General features: G+C 44.9%; 11 protein-coding genes, 2 tRNA genes, 2 rRNA genes and 1 pseudogene (1 of these 16 cut by a window edge). 14 read left to right on the forward strand and 2 right to left on the reverse strand.

Annotated elements, in window-relative coordinates; translation table 11 throughout:
* The first annotated feature begins 10 nt into the window (after positions 1-10).
* The 4 genes and pseudogenes from EJF26_RS07990 (at position 11) to tnpA (ending at position 3,161) form a co-directional block, all read left to right on the forward strand.
* Entirely contained in the window at positions 11-1,141 is a 1,131-nt protein-coding gene (locus EJF26_RS07990; RefSeq protein ID WP_000885090.1) for an N-acetyldiaminopimelate deacetylase, read from the forward strand.
* 11 nt (positions 1,142-1,152) lie between these two features.
* The gene (locus EJF26_RS07995) at positions 1,153-1,692 is read left to right on the forward strand and encodes a 5-formyltetrahydrofolate cyclo-ligase (protein WP_000642761.1); all 540 of its coding nucleotides are present in this window, start codon (positions 1,153-1,155) and stop codon (positions 1,690-1,692) included.
* Positions 1,676-2,356, forward strand: coding sequence for a rhomboid family intramembrane serine protease (locus tag EJF26_RS08000; protein WP_000658480.1), 681 nt, complete (start codon positions 1,676-1,678; stop codon positions 2,354-2,356). The genes EJF26_RS07995 and EJF26_RS08000 overlap by 17 nt, the downstream gene beginning before the upstream one ends.
* Positions 2,357-2,645: 289 nt before the next feature.
* Positions 2,646-3,161 (forward strand): annotated as a pseudogene (tnpA, locus tag EJF26_RS08005) (IS200/IS605 family transposase).
* 369 nt (positions 3,162-3,530) lie between these two features.
* Here tnpA and galU read toward each other — a convergent pair.
* Entirely contained in the window at positions 3,531-4,430 is a 900-nt protein-coding gene (gene galU, locus EJF26_RS08015; protein WP_000811027.1) for a UTP--glucose-1-phosphate uridylyltransferase GalU, read from the reverse strand.
* A gap of 21 nt (positions 4,431-4,451) precedes the next feature.
* Positions 4,452-5,468 carry an NAD(P)H-dependent glycerol-3-phosphate dehydrogenase gene (locus EJF26_RS08020; protein ID WP_000745018.1) on the reverse strand — a complete coding sequence of 339 codons (1,017 nt, stop codon included), beginning with the start codon at positions 5,466-5,468 and terminating at the stop codon, positions 4,452-4,454.
* 206 nt (positions 5,469-5,674) lie between these two features.
* Between EJF26_RS08020 and EJF26_RS08025 the strand changes: the two genes are divergently transcribed.
* The 10 genes from EJF26_RS08025 to EJF26_RS08070 form a co-directional block, all read left to right on the forward strand.
* Positions 5,675-7,381 (forward strand): ABC transporter ATP-binding protein, encoded by a 1,707-nt coding sequence (locus EJF26_RS08025; protein WP_000904374.1) that lies wholly within the window; start codon positions 5,675-5,677, stop codon positions 7,379-7,381.
* A 1-nt stretch (position 7,382) separates the two neighbouring features.
* Entirely contained in the window at positions 7,383-9,149 is a 1,767-nt protein-coding gene (locus EJF26_RS08030; RefSeq protein WP_000860005.1) for an ABC transporter ATP-binding protein, read from the forward strand.
* Between the two features lie 135 nt (positions 9,150-9,284).
* A complete protein-coding gene (locus EJF26_RS08035) occupies positions 9,285-9,974 on the forward strand; it encodes a gamma-glutamyl-gamma-aminobutyrate hydrolase family protein (RefSeq protein WP_000124765.1) in 690 nt (229 codons plus the stop codon).
* A 168-nt stretch (positions 9,975-10,142) separates the two neighbouring features.
* The gene (locus EJF26_RS08040) at positions 10,143-11,492 is read left to right on the forward strand and encodes a glucose-6-phosphate isomerase (protein WP_000018242.1); all 1,350 of its coding nucleotides are present in this window, start codon (positions 10,143-10,145) and stop codon (positions 11,490-11,492) included.
* 127 nt (positions 11,493-11,619) lie between these two features.
* A complete protein-coding gene (gene gltX / locus EJF26_RS08045; RefSeq protein ID WP_000031072.1) occupies positions 11,620-13,080 on the forward strand; it encodes a glutamate--tRNA ligase in 1,461 nt (486 codons plus the stop codon).
* A gap of 12 nt (positions 13,081-13,092) precedes the next feature.
* The gene (locus EJF26_RS08050) at positions 13,093-13,527 is read left to right on the forward strand and encodes a cytidine deaminase family protein (RefSeq protein WP_000355932.1); all 435 of its coding nucleotides are present in this window, start codon (positions 13,093-13,095) and stop codon (positions 13,525-13,527) included.
* Positions 13,528-13,644: 117 nt separating this feature from the next.
* A tRNA-Glu gene (locus tag EJF26_RS08055) sits at positions 13,645-13,716 on the forward strand.
* A 232-nt stretch (positions 13,717-13,948) separates the two neighbouring features.
* Positions 13,949-15,495, forward strand: a 16S ribosomal RNA gene (locus tag EJF26_RS08060).
* Between the two features lie 51 nt (positions 15,496-15,546).
* A tRNA-Ala gene (locus EJF26_RS08065) sits at positions 15,547-15,619 on the forward strand.
* 129 nt (positions 15,620-15,748) lie between these two features.
* A 23S ribosomal RNA gene (locus tag EJF26_RS08070) occupies positions 15,749-17,721 on the forward strand; it runs 931 nt beyond the window's last position.
* The 16S and 23S rRNA genes sit together here with 2 tRNA genes alongside, the layout of an rRNA operon.

A 17,721-nucleotide genomic window follows, 5' to 3' on the forward strand; every position in this document is an offset into this window, starting at 1 on the left:
GGACAGATAGATGTTAGATTTGATTCAGACTAGACGAGATTTGCACCAGATTCCAGAGATTGGCTTAGAAGAGTTCAAAACTCAGGCTTATTTGTTGGCTGTGATTGAGAAATTGACTGCGGACAAGAACTTTGTTCAAGTTCGTACGTGGCGGACAGGGATTTTGGTCTATTTGCAGGGAAGCCAGCCTGAGCGCACCATTGGTTGGCGGACAGATATTGATGGCCTGCCTATCGTCGAACAAACAGACCTGCCTTTTTCTTCCCAACATCAAGGTCGTATGCATGCTTGCGGACATGATTTCCACATGACCATTGCCTTGGGCTGTCTCGAGCGTGCTCTTGAGGAGCAACCAAAGAATAATTTGCTCTTCCTATTTCAGCCTGCTGAAGAAAATGAAGCTGGTGGCATGCTCATGTATGAGGATGGTGCTTTTGGGGACTGGTTGCCAGACAAGTTTTATGGCCTTCATGTTCGTCCAGATCTGAAAGTCGGCCAGATTGCGACCAACACCCATACGCTCTTTGCAGGGACTTGTGAGGTGAAGATTCGTTTCAAAGGAAAAGGTGGGCACGCAGCCTTCCCGCATGAGGCCAATGATGCCTTGGTGGCTGCTAGTTACTTTGTGACCCAAGTACAGTCAGTTGTCAGCCGCAATGTCAACCCAATCGAGGGAGCGGTGGTGACTTTTGGCGTTTTCCAAGCTGGAACAACCAACAATGTCATCACAGACACAGCTTTTTTACATGGAACTATTCGGGCCTTGACCCAGGACATGAGTCTCTTGGTACAAAAAAGAGTCAAAACAGTCGCAGAGGGAGTTGCGACAGCCTTTGGTATGGAAGTAGAAGTGGAACTCAAACAAGGGGGCTACCTGCCTGTTGAGAACAATCCAGCCTTGGCGCGTGAACTGATGGACTTCTTTGAAGAGAAAGACGGAATCGAGTTGATTGATATCGAGCCTGCTATGACAGGTGAAGATTTTGGCTATCTTCTTTCGAAGGTAGATGGCGTTATGTTTTGGCTGGGTATCGATAGTCCCTACGCCCTTCATCACCCTCAGATGAGTCCTAAGGAAGAAGCCTTAGCCATTGGGGTAGATGCGGTCTCTAGTTTCCTGAAAAAGAAGGCAGCAGAGTAGAGGAATTGTCTATGAAAGCAGAACTACGCAAGAAAATTTTGCAAGAAATGAAGACTCTATCTCAGGAGCAAAAACAGGCTATGGACCAAGTTTTAACTGAGCGTTTCTTACAACACCCCTTTTACCAAGAAGCCAAGACCATCGCAACCTATCTCTCTTTCCCGCATGAGTTTCAAACGCAGGAACTGATCAAGCAGGTGCTGAAGGACGGCAAAAAGGTTCTGATACCCAAAACCTATCCCAAGGGGCGCATGGAATTTGTGGTATATGATCCGCAGCAGTTGGCAAAAACTTCCTTTGGTTTACTGGAACCGCAAGGAGACTTGGAAGTGGTGGATCCGTCTCAGATTGATTTGATTCATGTTCCAGGGCTAGCTTTTACGAAAGAGGGCTATCGGATTGGATATGGCGGAGGCTACTACGACCGCTATCTGGAGAATTTTGGTGGGCATAGCCTAAGTACAATCTATCCTTGTCAAATCCAGGATTTCAACTCGGAAGACCATGATATTCCCGTTCAGGAGGTGCTAATCTATGAAGGAAATCTTTGATAAACGCTACCCTGTGACTAGTTTCTTTCTCCTAGTGACTGGCTTTGTATTTCTACTGATGTTGATTACTACGGGTATCAACTTTGATCAAGCCAAAACTCTTTTTCAGTTTGGAGCTATGTATGGACCGATCATTCGCCTGTTCCCCGAGCAGATTTGGCGCCTATTTTCGGCTATATTTGTGCATATCGGATGGGAGCATTTCATTGTCAATATGATTTCACTCTACTTTCTTGGACAACAGGTGGAGGAGATTTTCGGCTCTAAGCAATTTTTCCTTCTTTATCTCTTATCAGGAATGATGGGCAATCTCTTTGTTTTTGCTTTCACACCGAAAGTCCTAGCAGCAGGTGCCTCCACTTCTCTCTATGGATTATTTGCTGCGATTATCGTTTTGCGCTATGCGACTCGCAGCCCCTATATCCAGCAGTTAGGGCAATCCTACCTGACGCTTTTCGTTATAAATATCATTGGAAGTGTTCTGATTCCAGGAATCAGCCTAGCAGGGCATATTGGTGGCGCAGTAGGCGGTGCTTTTCTAGCAGTCATCTTCCCAGTCAGATGGGAGAGAAGGATGTACAGTACCAGCCAGCGAATCGGAGCAACCGTACTTTTTATCGCACTAGCCGTTTTCCTATGCTATAAGGGAATGAGCTATGTGTAGGGGAGATAGTTAAAAAGCTACTCATTTTTTGAGTAGCTTTTTATGTAAGTTTGAACCATTCGAAACAACACAGCGAGTTAAAATAAGGCTTTGTCTGTACACAACTTGAAAAAGTGAGCACCGATTCGGTGCTTTTTATTTATGTGACTTTTAGTCCGTCTCGCTCCGTAAGGTGCGAGACAAATAAACCACCCGCTATGCGGGTGCGCGTTGAAGGTTATACCAAAAAAACTCCAAACGCGATACAATAAAGGTGTTCAAGCCAATTGTAAAGCGAAAGGAGAAAAATATGGCACAAAAGGCACATAGTTTATCACACACAAAGTGGATGTGTAAATATCACATTGTGTTCACCCCTAAGTATAGACGAAAAATCATTTATAATCAATATCGAAGTAGTTTGGGAGAAATATTCCACCGATTATGTAGTTATAAAGGTGTTGAGATTATCGAAGGTCACTTGATGCCTGATCATGTACATATGTTAGTCAGTATTCCACCAAGGATAAGTGTTTCAAGTTTTATGGGGTATTTAAAAGGCAAAAATGCACTCATGATGTTTGATAAACACGCCAACCTCAAGTATAAGTTTGGAAATCGGCATTTCTGGGCAGAAGGTTATTATGTGAGCACAGTAGGGCTTAATGAAGCCACAATTAAGAAATATATTCAAGATTAAAGAAATTATCCAGTGGATGATTTCTTCACGAGTATGAAAATTCGAGAACGAGTAAAGCATGATATAGCACTAGATAAATTAAGTGTAAAAGAATATGAGGATTCCTTTAGGGATAGTGGTAAGTAGTACCAAACAAAGTCTCTTTAAGAGGCAAGTGACGAGTCAAGAGCAATGAGGCTTGAACAACGTGAAAGCCAGCGTCTTTAGGCGCTTGCTGGTAATTTGGGCTTATAGCCCTGGTGCAAACCACCCGTTAGGCGGTCAGTTATGATTTCAATATACTAACTTAGTATACTCCTGTTTTTATAAAAAAACAAACAGAAGTATAGTGCTTTCACGAAATTTGGCAAATAATTAGAGACAAGTATGGGAACTGCTCGACCTATCGATTCTTTTCTTCAATGATAGGCAAAGTACAGGGATGAGATAAGTGCAAATAAAAGAAGAACTAGGATAGTCAACCATCCTAGTTCTTCTTTGTATATAAGGTATTTTTTATTTCCCCTCAGATAACTCTTTCCCAAGTTGGATGAGGTAGTCTTTCAAATCATCCTTGACTTGTGGGTGTTTGAGAGCGTAGTCGATAGATGTTTTCATAAAGCCAAACTTGTCTCCGACATCATAACGAGCTCCCTTGAACTCACGAGCAAATACACGTTGTGTTTTATTGAGGGTGTCGATTGCATCTGTCAGTTGAATTTCATTTCCTGCACCTGGAGCTTGGTTTTCGAGGATTTGGAAAATTTCAGGTGTGAGGAGGTAGCGTCCGATGATAGCGAGATCGCTAGGAGCGTCCTCTGGCGCAGGTTTTTCAACGAAGGTTTCAACGCTGTAAAGACCGTCTTTTCCTTCGCCTTGTGGATCAATAACTCCATAGGCAGATACCTCATCGTGAGGGACTGGCATGACAGCAATAGTAGACGCGTGGGTATGTTCATAGTCATCCATGAGTTGTTTGGTGAGCGGAACAGCCTTTTCATTAGTGATATCCATCAAGTCATCCCCAAGCATCACGACAAAAGGTTCATTTCCGACGAAAGCTTTGGCTTGCAAAACAGCATCTCCGAGACCGCGTGGATGAGTTTGGCGGATAAAATGCAGACGCATGCCAGTTGTTTCATCAACTAGCTTCAAAAGATCTGTTTTCCCTTTTTCTTTGAGGTTGTATTCCAATTCGAAGTTTGAGTCAAAGTGGTCCTCGATGGAACGTTTTGACTTACCTGTAACAACCAAGATATCTTCGATTCCAGATTTGAGGGCTTCTTCAACGATAAACTGGATAGTAGGTTTGTCTACGATTGGCAACATTTCCTTGGCCAAGGCTTTAGTTGCAGGGAGGAAACGAGTTCCCAATCCAGCGGCAGGGATGACTGCTTTTCTGACTTTTTGTTTCATAATGTTCCTTTCTATAAGGGTCTAAGACCATTCGTTTTCTGCTTTAAATTCGTTGTTCATGATGTCAGTGATTGCTTCTTTGATATTGACACCTTCATAGATAACTCGGTAAATGGCTTGTGTGATTGGCATGTAGACACCCAATTCCTGAGCCAGTTCGTAAGCTGCTCGGGTTGTTGAAATTCCTTCAATGACCATGCCCATGTTGGCTTCGATGTCTGCGAGGGATTCTCCACGACCGAGAGCGTCACCTGCCCTCCAGTTACGAGAGTGGACAGATGTCCCTGTTACGATCAAATCACCAACTCCAGAAAGACCGCTATAAGTCAGAGGATTAGCTCCAAGAGCGACACCTAGACGGGTGATTTCTGCCAAGCCACGGGCGATGATGGCTGCCTTGGCATTGTCGCCAAATCCTAGACCATGTAATGCTCCAGCACCAACTGCGATGATGTTTTTAAGAGCACCAGCGGTTTCAACCCCGATAACATCCGTATTGGTATAGAGGCGGAAGTAGTGATTGCTAAAGAGATTTTGTACGTACTGGGCAGTTTCAAGGTCTTTAGAGGCTGCGGTGATCAAGGTAATATCCCGTACAATGGTTTCCTCAGCGTGGCTAGGACCTGAAACAACGACAATGTCACTACGAAGGTCAGCTGGGATTTCCTCTTCAAGAATAGTTGACAGACGTTTGTGACTATCTGGTTCCAAGCCTTTGGAGGCATGCATGATGACAACCTTGTGATCAAGTACCTTTGCTACTTGTTGGGCAACCAGTCTCGTTACTTTTGTTGGGACAACAAATAAAACAGCATCCACATCCTTTAGTGTTTCTTCCAAGTCATGGTAGGCCTTGATCTTTTCGTCGAGTAGGATGTCTTTAAAGTAGCGTTTGTTTGTATGTTGACTATTGATTTCATCGATTTGGTCAGGAATATTTCCCCAAATCCGAACCTCGTGTCCATTGTCGTTTAGAACCTGCGAAAGGGCAGTTCCCCAAGAACCAGGACCCAAGACAGCGATGGTTTGTTTCTTCATCTTTTCCTCCTTTTAAGAGTTCTTCTTTTCATTTTACCATAAAAAGCCTTTTCATGCATTACTTGCGAGTGAAAGCGCACTAATTTATAATAAGAAAACGCCTTTGACAAGATTCCTCTTTTTTGCTAGAATAGCATCAACATGAAAGAATGAGAGGAGCTGGCGAATTTCGTCACTCCCTTTTGTCTATCTGATTAGGAGGAAGTATGCTAATTGAAAAAATTAAAGCCTATAAATGGCAAGCCTTGGCATCCTTTGTGATGACAGGCTTGATGGTTGCGAGCTCGCTCTTGCAACCTCGCTATTTGCAGGAGGTTTTAGATGCTCTACTGGCTGGCCAACATGAGGCTATTTATAGTATTGGGGCATGGTTGATAGGAGTAGCCCTCGTGGGTCTGGTTGCAGGTGGTGTCAATGTTATTCTTGCAGCCTATATCGCTCAGGGAGTATCTTCGGATCTTCGGGAAGATGCTTTTCGTAAGATCCAAACCTTTTCTTATGCCAACATTGAGCGGTTTAATGCTGGGAATCTGGTTGTCCGCATGACCAATGATATCAACCAAATTCAGAACATGGTGATGATGGTTTTCCAAATCCTTTTCCGTCTTCCTTTGCTTTTTATTGGTTCCTTTATCTTAGCGGTTCATACCCTGCCTTCACTTTGGTGGGTAATTGTCCTTATGGTAGTGCTGATTTTTGCGCTTACAGGTATCATGATGGGGATGATGGGGCCGCGCTTCGCCAAGTTTCAAACTCTTCTTGAACGAATTAATGCCATCGCCAAGGAAAATCTACGTGGTGTGCGCGTGGTCAAATCCTTTGTGCAGGAAAAAGAGCAATTTGACAAGTTTACTGAGGTCTCAGATGAGCTTCTGGGACAAAATATTTATATTGGCTATGCCTTTTCAGTAGTGGAACCTTTTATGATGCTCATTGGGTACGGAGCGGTTTTCCTCTCCATCTGGTTGGTTGCGGGAATGGCTCAGTCGGATCCGTCAGTCGTTGGTTCTATTGCTTCCTTTGTTAACTATCTCAGTCAGATTATCTTTACAATCGTCATGGTTGGATTTTTAGGGAATTCTGTCAGTCGGGCTATGATTTCGATGATGCGTATCCGTGAGGTTCTAGATACCGAGCCAGCGATGACTTTTAAGGATCTTCCAGATGAGGATCTAGAAGGAAGTCTCTCTTTTGAAAATGTGACCTTCACTTATCCTACCGATGAGGAGCCCATGCTTAAGAATGTAAGTTTTGAAGTTGCACCAGGTCAGATGGTCGGTGTGGTTGGAGCGACTGGGGCAGGTAAGTCCACCCTTGCCCAGTTAATCCCACGACTTTTTGATCCACAGGAGGGTTCTATCAAGATTGGTGGCAAGGACATTCGAGATGTCAGCGAGGGAACCTTGCGTAAAACGGTCTCCATCGTCCTGCAAAGAGCCATTCTCTTTAGTGGGACCATTGCAGATAATCTCCGTCAAGGAAAAGGCAATGCCAGCGTGTCCGAACTTGAACGTGCGGCGCGGATTGCCCAAGCCAGTGAATTCATCGGGCGCATGGAAAACAAATTTGAGAGTCAGGTCGAAGAACGTGGCACCAACTTTTCTGGTGGACAAAAACAACGGATGTCCATTGCCCGTGGGATTGTCAGCAATCCACGTATCCTGATTTTTGACGATTCGACTTCGGCCTTGGATGCCAAGTCAGAGAGACTCGTGCAGGAGGCTTTGAATAAAGACCTGAAAGGGACAACAACCATTATCATTGCTCAAAAAATCAGTTCAGTCGTCCATGCAGACAAGATTTTGGTCTTGGACCAAGGGCGATTGATTGGAGAAGGAAGGCATGCAGACTTGGTAGTTAGCAATGCCGTCTACCGTGAAATCTACGAAACACAAAAGGGAAAGGAGGAATAAAATGAAAACCGTTCGATTTTTCTGGAATTATTTTAAAGTCTACAAGCTCTCCTTTGTCATTGTGGTTCTGATGGTTGCGATTGCGACGATTGCCCAAGCCCTCTTTCCAGTTTTTTCAGGTCAAGCAGTGACGGAGCTCGCTAATCTGGTTCTAGCTTATCAAAATGGTACTTCAGAACTAGCCTGGCAAAGTTTGTCAGCTCTGATGCTGAATCTAGCTCTGGTTGTCCTCACCTTAGTAGTATCCAGTTTGATTTACATGACCTTTATGACCCGTGTGATTGCTGAGTCAACAAATGAGATGCGTAAAGGCCTCTTTGGCAAACTTTCCCGTTTGACGGTTTCTTTCTTTGATCGCCATCAGGATGGTGACATCCTTTCTCGCTTTACTAGTGACTTGGATAACATTCTTCAAGCCTTCAATGAAAGTCTAGTTCAGGTTATGAGCAATATTGCTCTTTACATCGGTTTGATTTTTGTCATGTTTTCAAGAAATGTGACGCTAGCCCTGATAACAGTAGCCAGCACCCCAGTGGCCTTTCTCATGTTGGTCTTCATTGTGAAAATGGCCCGCAAGTACACCAATCTCCAGCAAAAAGAGGTTGGGAAACTCAACGCCTACATGGACGAAAGTATTTCAGGACAGAAAGCTGTTATTGTACAAGGAATTCAAAACGACATCGTAGCAGGCTTTGTGGAGCGAAATGAGCGCGTGCGCAAGGCAACCTTTAAAGGAAGAATGTTCTCAGGTATCCTCTTTCCAGTTATGAATGGGATGAGTTTGGTCAATACGGCCATCGTTATTTTTGCAGGTTCTGCGGTCTTGCTGAACGATCCAAGTATCGAAACAACGACAGCCCTAGGTTTGATTGTCATGTTTACCCAATTTTCTCAGCAGTACTACCAGCCGATTATCCAGGTGGCTGCGAGTTGGGGGAGCCTCCAGTTGGCCTTTACTGGAGCGGATCGTATCCAAGAAATGTTCGATGCAGAAGAAGAGATTCGCCCGCAAAATGCACCAGCCTTTACGGAATTACGAGAAGGTGTTGAAATCAGTCACATTGATTTCTCTTATGTGCCAGATAAGCCGATTTTAAAAGATGTTAGCATTTCAGCTCCTAAGGGGCAGATGATAGCAGTTGTCGGTCCGACTGGTTCGGGGAAAACAACCATCATGAACCTCATTAATCGTTTCTACGATGTGGATGCAGGCAGCATTTGCTTTGATGGAAAAGACATCCGTGACTACGACTTGGACAGTCTGCGGAGCAAGGTCGGGATTGTCCTGCAGGATTCGGTCTTGTTTAGTGGAACAATCCGAGACAATATCCGCTTCGGTGTGCCAGATGCCAGTCAGGAAATGGTCGAAGCAGCTGCCAAGGCAACTCATATTCATGACTACATCGAAAGCTTGCCTGATAAGTATGATACCCTTATTGATGATGAGCAAAATATCTTCTCAACTGGGCAGAAACAATTGATTTCCATCGCTCGAACCTTGATGACAGATCCTCAAGTCCTAATCTTAGATGAAGCGACTTCCAATGTCGATACTGTAACAGAAAGCAAGATTCAGCATGCCATGGAGGCAGTAGTAGCAGGTCGAACCAGCTTTGTCATTGCCCATCGTCTCAAGACCATCCTCAATGCCGATCAGATTATTGTCCTCAAAGATGGAGAGGTCATTGAACGTGGAAATCATCACGAGTTGCTCAAACTCGGTGGCTTCTACTCAGAACTGTATCACAATCAATTTGTCTTCGAATAAAAAAGTTGTCCTCGTGGGCAGCTTTTTCTTGTCCATAAAAAATACTTATCACGGTCTTTAAAAAAACATATTAGACAGGAAAGGGTTGGAGTGATAAGATAAGACTGTCGCAAGAAAATCGAAAGGAGACACATCATGGCTAGAACGGTTGTAGGAGTTGCTGCAAATCTATGTCCTGTAGATGCAGAAGGGAAAAACATCCACTCATCTGTATCCTGTAAATTTGCAGAGAGCATTCGTCAAGTCGGTGGTCTCCCTTTAGTGATTCCTGTAGGAGATGAGTCCATTGTGCGCGATTATGTGGAAATGATCGACAAACTCATCTTGACAGGTGGGCAAAATGTTCATCCTCAGTTTTATGGAGAGAAAAAGACCATTGAGAGCGACGATTACAATCTAGTCCGTGATGAATTTGAATTGGCACTCTTGAGAGAAGCACTTCATCAGAATAAGCCCATTTTGGCAATCTGCCGTGGGGTTCAGCTGGTCAATGTTGCTTTTGGCGGCACTCTTCACCAAGAAATTGAAGGTCACTGGCAAGGTTTGCCTTTTGGAACCTCTCATTCTATTGAGACAGTGGAAGGAAGCGTGGTGGCCAAGTTGTTTGGCAAAGAAAGTCAGGTCAACTCAGTCCATCGTCAAAGTATCAAAGATCTGGCACCTAATTTCCGTGTGACTGCGGTGGATCCTCGAGACCAGACTATTGAAGCGATTGAGTCTATCGACGAGCACCGTATCATCGGTTTGCAGTGGCATCCAGAGTTTCTGGTCAATGAAGAAGACGGCAATTTAGAACTATTTGAGTATTTATTAAATGAATTGTAACGGTTAGAGACTCTAGCCGTTTTTATTCGTCCTTTCAGATTTTTTATATTTTAGCAAATTTACGCAAACGTTTGAATTCTGATAAAAATTGGGCAAATTCAATAAAAAAGCTTGAAAAAATCGAAGGTAAGCGTTATGATAGAAAAGAAGAAATTTTGGAGGAATATCATGTCACATATTAAATTTGATTATTCAAAAGTTTTAGACAAATTTGTTGCCCCACATGAAGTGGAATACATGCAAGCACAAGTAACGGCTGCAGACGAATTGATTCGTAAAGGAACTGGTGCTGGCAGCGACTTTTTGGGTTGGTTGGACCTTCCTGAAAACTACGACCGTGAAGAATTCGACCGCATCTTGAAAGCTGCTGAGCAAATCAAGTCAGATAGCGATGTCTTGGTTGTAATCGGTATCGGTGGATCTTACCTTGGTGCCAAAGCAGCCATCGACTTCTTGAACCATCACTTTGCAAACTTGCAAACAAAAGAAGAACGCAAAGCGCCACAAATCCTTTACGCTGGAAACTCAATCTCATCTACTTACCTTGCTGACTTGGTAGAGTACGTAGCTGACAAAGACTTCTCAGTAAACGTGATTTCTAAATCAGGTACAACAACTGAACCAGCCATTGCTTTCCGTGTCTTTAAAGAACTCTTGGTTAAGAAATACGGTCAAGAAGAAGCAAACAAACGTATCTATGCAACAACTGACCGCCAAAAAGGTGCTGTTAAGGTTGAAGCAGATGCTAACGGTTGGGAAACATTTGTTGTTCCAGATGACATCGGTGGACGCTTCTCAGTCTTGACAGCAGTTGGATTGCTTCCAATCGCAGCATCAGGTGCAGACATCAAAGCTCTTATGGAAGGTGCGAATGCAGCTCGTAAAGACTATACTTCAGACAAGATTGCTGAAAATGAAGCCTACCAATACGCAGCAGTTCGTAACATCCTCTACCGTAAAGGCTATGCTACTGAAATCTTGGCAAACTACGAGCCATCACTTCAATACTTCTCAGAATGGTGGAAACAATTGGCTGGTGAATCAGAAGGGAAAGACCAAAAAGGTATTTACCCAACTTCAGCAAACTTCTCAACTGACTTGCACTCACTTGGTCAATTTATCCAAGAAGGAACTCGTATCATGTTTGAAACAGTTGTCCGTGTTGACAAACCGCGCAAGAACGTGATCATTCCTACTTTGGAAGAAGACCTTGACGGACTTGGTTACCTTCAAGGAAAAGATGTTGACTTTGTAAACAAAAAAGCTACTGACGGTGTTCTTCTCGCCCACACTGATGGTGACGTGCCAAATATGTACGTAACTCTTCCTGAGCAAGATGCCTTCACTCTTGGTTACACTATCTACTTCTTCGAATTGGCAATTGCCCTTTCAGGTTACTTGAATGCCATCAACCCATTTGACCAACCAGGTGTTGAAGCCTACAAACGTAATATGTTTGCCCTTCTTGGAAAACCAGGATTTGAAGAATTGAGCAAAGAGCTTAACGCACGTCTATAATAGAAGAAAAGAGTGGCTTGCCCACTCTTTTTACTCTCTTTATCCGTAGAAATTGGACTCAGGCGAGACTTGTGATATAATATAGAAAGCAAAAAGGCAGACGCCTAGAGACTTTATAGGAGAAACTATGTCAAAAGATATCCGCGTACGCTACGCACCAAGTCCAACAGGACTACTACACATCGGAAATGCCCGTACAGCATTGTTTAACTACCTTTACGCACGCCATCATGGTGGGACTTTTATCATTCGTATCGAAGATACTGACCGTAAACGCCATGTTGAGGATGGTGAACGTTCACAGCTTGAAAACCTTCGTTGGTTGGGCATGGATTGGGATGAAAGCCCAGAAACTCATGAAAGCTACCGCCAGTCTGAACGTTTGGAACTCTATCAAAAATACATCGACCAATTGCTAGCTGAAGGAAAAGCTTACAAATCATATGTTACAGAAGAAGAGTTGGCAGCTGAACGCGAACGTCAGGAAGCAGCTGGTGAAACACCACGCTACATCAATGAATATCTCGGCATGAGCCAAGAAGAAAAAGCAGCTTACATCGCAGAGCGTGAAGCAGTAGGGATCATCCCAACTGTTCGCTTGGCGGTTAATGAGTCAGGTATCTACAAATGGCATGATATGGTCAAAGGTGATATCGAGTTTGAAGGTGGTAACATCGGTGGCGACTGGGTAATTCAAAAGAAAGACGGTTACCCAACTTACAACTTTGCTGTTGTGATCGATGATCACGATATGCAGATTTCTCATGTTATCCGTGGAGATGACCACATTGCCAACACCCCAAAACAGCTCATGGTTTATGAAGCCCTTGGTTGGGAAGCCCCAGAGTTCGGTCACATGACTTTGATTATCAACTCTGAAACGGGTAAAAAATTGTCTAAACGTGACACCAACACCCTTCAATTTATCGAAGATTACCGTAAGAAAGGTTATTTACCAGAAGCAGTCTTTAACTTCATTGCTCTTCTTGGTTGGAACCCAGGTGGCGAAGATGAAATTTTCTCTCGTGAGGAATTGATTAAACTCTTTGATGAAAACCGCCTCAGCAAGTCTCCAGCAGCCTTCGACCAGAAGAAACTAGACTGGATGAGCAACGACTACATCAAGAGAGCAGAACTTGCTACCATCTTTGAGATGGCCAAACCATTCCTAGAAGAAGCAGGACGTTTGACTGACAAGTCTGAAAAAATGGTGGAACTCTACAAACCACAAATGAAGTCAGTGGACGAAATCGTTCCATTGACAGATCTTTTCTTCTCAGATTTCCCAGAGTTGACAGACGCTGAGCGCGAGGTCATGACAGGAGAAACTGTTCCAGTTGTTCTAGAAGCTTTCAAAGCGAAACTAGAAGCTATGACAGATGAGGAGTTTGTGACAGAAAACATCTTCCCACAAATCAAAGCAGTCCAAAAAGAAACAGGTATTAAAGGGAAAAATCTCTTCATGCCTATTCGAATTGCTGTATCAGGTGAAATGCATGGACCAGAATTGCCAGACACTATTTTCTTGCTCGGACGTGAAAAGTCAATTCAGCATATCGAAAACATGCTCAAAGAGATTTCTAAATAAGAAGGACTGCCAATGGATATCTGGGAAAAGATGTATGAAGAAGCACGAACCTTATACAATCCCCACGAAGTTTCTGACTTTGTCTATGCTAACCATGTCGTTGCTGCGGTAGAAGCAGAAGATGGTCAAATATTCACAGGATTTTGTATAGAGGGCACTTGTGGCGTTTTTCATCTCTGTGCAGAACGAACAGCTCTCTTCAATATGTACCAATTTTCAGGACAAACTAAGGTTAAGAAAATCCTCGCCTTTCGAGATAAGCCACCCTATGGCGAAGGATCAGGTATGCCCTGTGGCGCATGCAGAGAATTCCTCTTAGAACTGAATGCTGAAAATAAAGATGCGGAGTTCATGATGGATTACGAAACAAGAAAAACAATCAAAGTTGCCGAGTTGATCCCATATTGGTGGGGAGAGGAACGTGCGACTAATTGGCAAGTCAAATAGAGAGTCAGTTAAACTGGCTCTTTTCTATTATCTGCGAAGCATTTGTTGTATAGGATGAAAAAAAGATCTTGACAAAGTTTGAAAAGTAGGTATAATAGAAAGAGTTGAAAAACTCAAGGTCCGTTGGTCAAGGGGTTAAGACACCGCCTTTTCACGGCGGTAACACGGGTTCGAATCCCGTACGGACTATGTGTGTATCGCAGGGACGAAAAAAGTAAAAAAAGTTTCAAAAAACTGTTGACATAGGTCAACAGCTGTGATATACTAATATAGTTGTCGCTTGAGAGAGATTGAGTGACAAAGACCTTTGAAAACTGAACAAGACGAACCAATGTGCAGGGCACTATAACTAAGGTTATAGTACTGAACAATGAAAAAACAATAAATCTGTCAGTGACAGAAATGAGTGAGAACTCAAACTTTTAATGAGAGTTTGATCCTGGCTCAGGACGAACGCTGGCGGCGTGCCTAATACATGCAAGTAGAACGCTGAAGGAGGAGCTTGCTTCTCTGGATGAGTTGCGAACGGGTGAGTAACGCGTAGGTAACCTGCCTGGTAGCGGGGGATAACTATTGGAAACGATAGCTAATACCGCATAATAGCAGTTATTGCATGATAACTGTTTGAAAGGTGCAATTGCACCACTACCAGATGGACCTGCGTTGTATTAGCTAGTTGGTGGGGTAACGGCTCACCAAGGCGACGATACATAGCCGACCTGAGAGGGTGATCGGCCACACTGGGACTGAGACACGGCCCAGACTCCTACGGGAGGCAGCAGTAGGGAATCTTCGGCAATGGACGGAAGTCTGACCGAGCAACGCCGCGTGAGTGAAGAAGGTTTTCGGATCGTAAAGCTCTGTTGTAAGAGAAGAACGAGTGTGAGAGTGGAAAGTTCACACTGTGACGGTATCTTACCAGAAAGGGACGGCTAACTACGTGCCAGCAGCCGCGGTAATACGTAGGTCCCGAGCGTTGTCCGGATTTATTGGGCGTAAAGCGAGCGCAGGCGGTTAGATAAGTCTGAAGTTAAAGGCTGTGGCTTAACCATAGTACGCTTTGGAAACTGTTTAACTTGAGTGCAAGAGGGGAGAGTGGAATTCCATGTGTAGCGGTGAAATGCGTAGATATATGGAGGAACACCGGTGGCGAAAGCGGCTCTCTGGCTTGTAACTGACGCTGAGGCTCGAAAGCGTGGGGAGCAAACAGGATTAGATACCCTGGTAGTCCACGCCGTAAACGATGAGTGCTAGGTGTTAGACCCTTTCCGGGGTTTAGTGCCGCAGCTAACGCATTAAGCACTCCGCCTGGGGAGTACGACCGCAAGGTTGAAACTCAAAGGAATTGACGGGGGCCCGCACAAGCGGTGGAGCATGTGGTTTAATTCGAAGCAACGCGAAGAACCTTACCAGGTCTTGACATCCCTCTGACCGCTCTAGAGATAGAGCTTTCCTTCGGGACAGAGGTGACAGGTGGTGCATGGTTGTCGTCAGCTCGTGTCGTGAGATGTTGGGTTAAGTCCCGCAACGAGCGCAACCCCTATTGTTAGTTGCCATCATTCAGTTGGGCACTCTAGCGAGACTGCCGGTAATAAACCGGAGGAAGGTGGGGATGACGTCAAATCATCATGCCCCTTATGACCTGGGCTACACACGTGCTACAATGGCTGGTACAACGAGTCGCAAGCCGGTGACGGCAAGCTAATCTCTTAAAGCCAGTCTCAGTTCGGATTGTAGGCTGCAACTCGCCTACATGAAGTCGGAATCGCTAGTAATCGCGGATCAGCACGCCGCGGTGAATACGTTCCCGGGCCTTGTACACACCGCCCGTCACACCACGAGAGTTTGTAACACCCGAAGTCGGTGAGGTAACCTTTTAGGAGCCAGCCGCCTAAGGTGGGATAGATGATTGGGGTGAAGTCGTAACAAGGTAGCCGTATCGGAAGGTGCGGCTGGATCACCTCCTTTCTAAGGATAAGGAACTGCACATTGGTCTTGTTTAGTCTTGAGAGGTCTTGTGGGGCCTTAGCTCAGCTGGGAGAGCGCCTGCTTTGCACGCAGGAGGTCAGCGGTTCGATCCCGCTAGGCTCCATTGGTGAGAGATCACCAAGTAATGCACATTGAAAATTGAATATCTATATCAAATAGTAACAAGAAAATAAACCGAAACGCTGTAAGTATTTAATGAGTTTTCTAATTTTTGAAAAAATTAGGTTAATAAGGTTAAGTTAATAAGGGCGCACGGTGGATGCCTTGGCACTAGGAGCCGAAGAAGGACGTGACAAACGACGATATGCCTTGGGTAGCTGTAAGTAAGCGATGATCCAGGGATTTCCGAATGGGGGAACCCAACAGGTACTACCTGTTACCCACATCTGTTAAGGATGTGAGGAGGAAGACGCAGTGAACTGAAACATCTAAGTAGCTGCAGGAAGAGAAAGCAAAAGCGATTGCCTTAGTAGCGGCGAGCGAAACGGCAGGAGGGCAAACCGAAGAGTTTACTCTTCGGGGTTGTAGGACTGCAATGTGGACTCAAAGATTATAGAAGAATGATTTGGGAAGATCAGCCAAAGAGAGTAATAGCCTCGTATTTAAAATAGTCTTTGTACCTAGCAGTATCCTGAGTACGGCGGGACACGCGAAATCCCGTCGGAATCTGGGAGGACCATCTCCCAACCCTAAATACTCCCTAGTGACCGATAGTGAACCAGTACCGTGAGGGAAAGGTGAAAAGCACCCCGGGAGGGGAGTGAAATAGAACCTGAAACCGTGTGCCTACAACAAGTTCGAGCCCGTTAATGGGTGAGAGCGTGCCTTTTGTAGAATGAACCGGCGAGTTACGATATGATGCGAGGTTAAGTTGAAGAGACGGAGCCGCAGGGAAACCGAGTCTGAATAGGGCGCATTAGTATCATGTCGTAGACCCGAAACCATGTGACCTACCCATGAGCAGGTTGAAGGTGCGGTAAGACGCACTGGAGGACCGAACCAGGGCACGTTGAAAAGTGCTTGGATGACTTGTGGGTAGCGGAGAAATTCCAAACGAACTTGGAGATAGCTGGTTCTCTCCGAAATAGCTTTAGGGCTAGCGTCGACATTAGAGATTCTTGGAGGTAGAGCACTGTTTGGGTGAGGGGTCCATCCCGGATTACCAATCTCAGATAAACTCCGAATGCCAAAGAATTATGGTCGGCAGTCAGACTGCGAGTGCTAAGATCCGTAGTCGAAAGGGAAACAGCCCAGACCACCAGCTAAGGTCCCAAAATAATTGTTAAGTGGAAAAGGATGTGGGGTTGCACAGACAACTAGGATGTTAGCTTAGAAGCAGCTATTCATTCAAAGAGTGCGTAATAGCTCACTAGTCGAGTGACCCTGCGCCGAAAATGTACCGGGGCTAAAACAATTTACCGAAGCTGTGGATACCTTTATAGGTATGGTAGGAGAGCGTTCTATGTGTGATGAAGGTATACCGTGAGGAGTGCTGGAACGCATAGAAGTGAGAATGCCGGTATGAGTAGCGAAAGACAGGTGAGAATCCTGTCCACCGTAAGACTAAGGTTTCCAGGGGAAGGCTCGTCCGCCCTGGGTTAGTCGGGACCTAAGGAGAGACCGAAAGGTGTATCCGATGGACAACAGGTTGATATTCCTGTACTAGAGTATGTAGTGATGGAGGGACGCAGTAGGCTAACTAAAGCAGACGATTGGAAGTGTCTGTCTAAGCAGTGAGGTGTGATATGAGTCAAATGCTTATATCTATAACATTGAGCTGTGATGGGGAGCGAAGTTTAGTAGCGAAGTTAGTGATGTCACACTGCCAAGAAAAGCTTCTAGCGTTTAAACATACTCTACCCGTACCGCAAACCGACACAGGTAGTCGAGGCGAGTAGCCTCAGGTGAGCGAGAGAACTCTCGTTAAGGAACTCGGCAAAATGACCCCGTAACTTCGGGAGAAGGGGTGCTGACTTTAAGTCAGCCGCAGTGAATAGGCCCAAGCAACTGTTTATCAAAAACACAGCTCTCTGCTAAATCGTAAGATGATGTATAGGGGGTGACGCCTGCCCGGTGCTGGAAGGTTAAGAGGAGTGCTTAGGAGTAATCCGAAGGTATGAATTGAAGCCCCAGTAAACGGCGGCCGTAACTATAACGGTCCTAAGGTAGCGAAATTCCTTGTCGGGTAAGTTCCGACCCGCACGA

Origin of the sequence: Streptococcus oralis subsp. dentisani (assembly GCF_007475365.1) — a bacterium.
In the GTDB taxonomy this organism is placed as follows: domain Bacteria; phylum Bacillota; class Bacilli; order Lactobacillales; family Streptococcaceae; genus Streptococcus; species Streptococcus mitis_AX.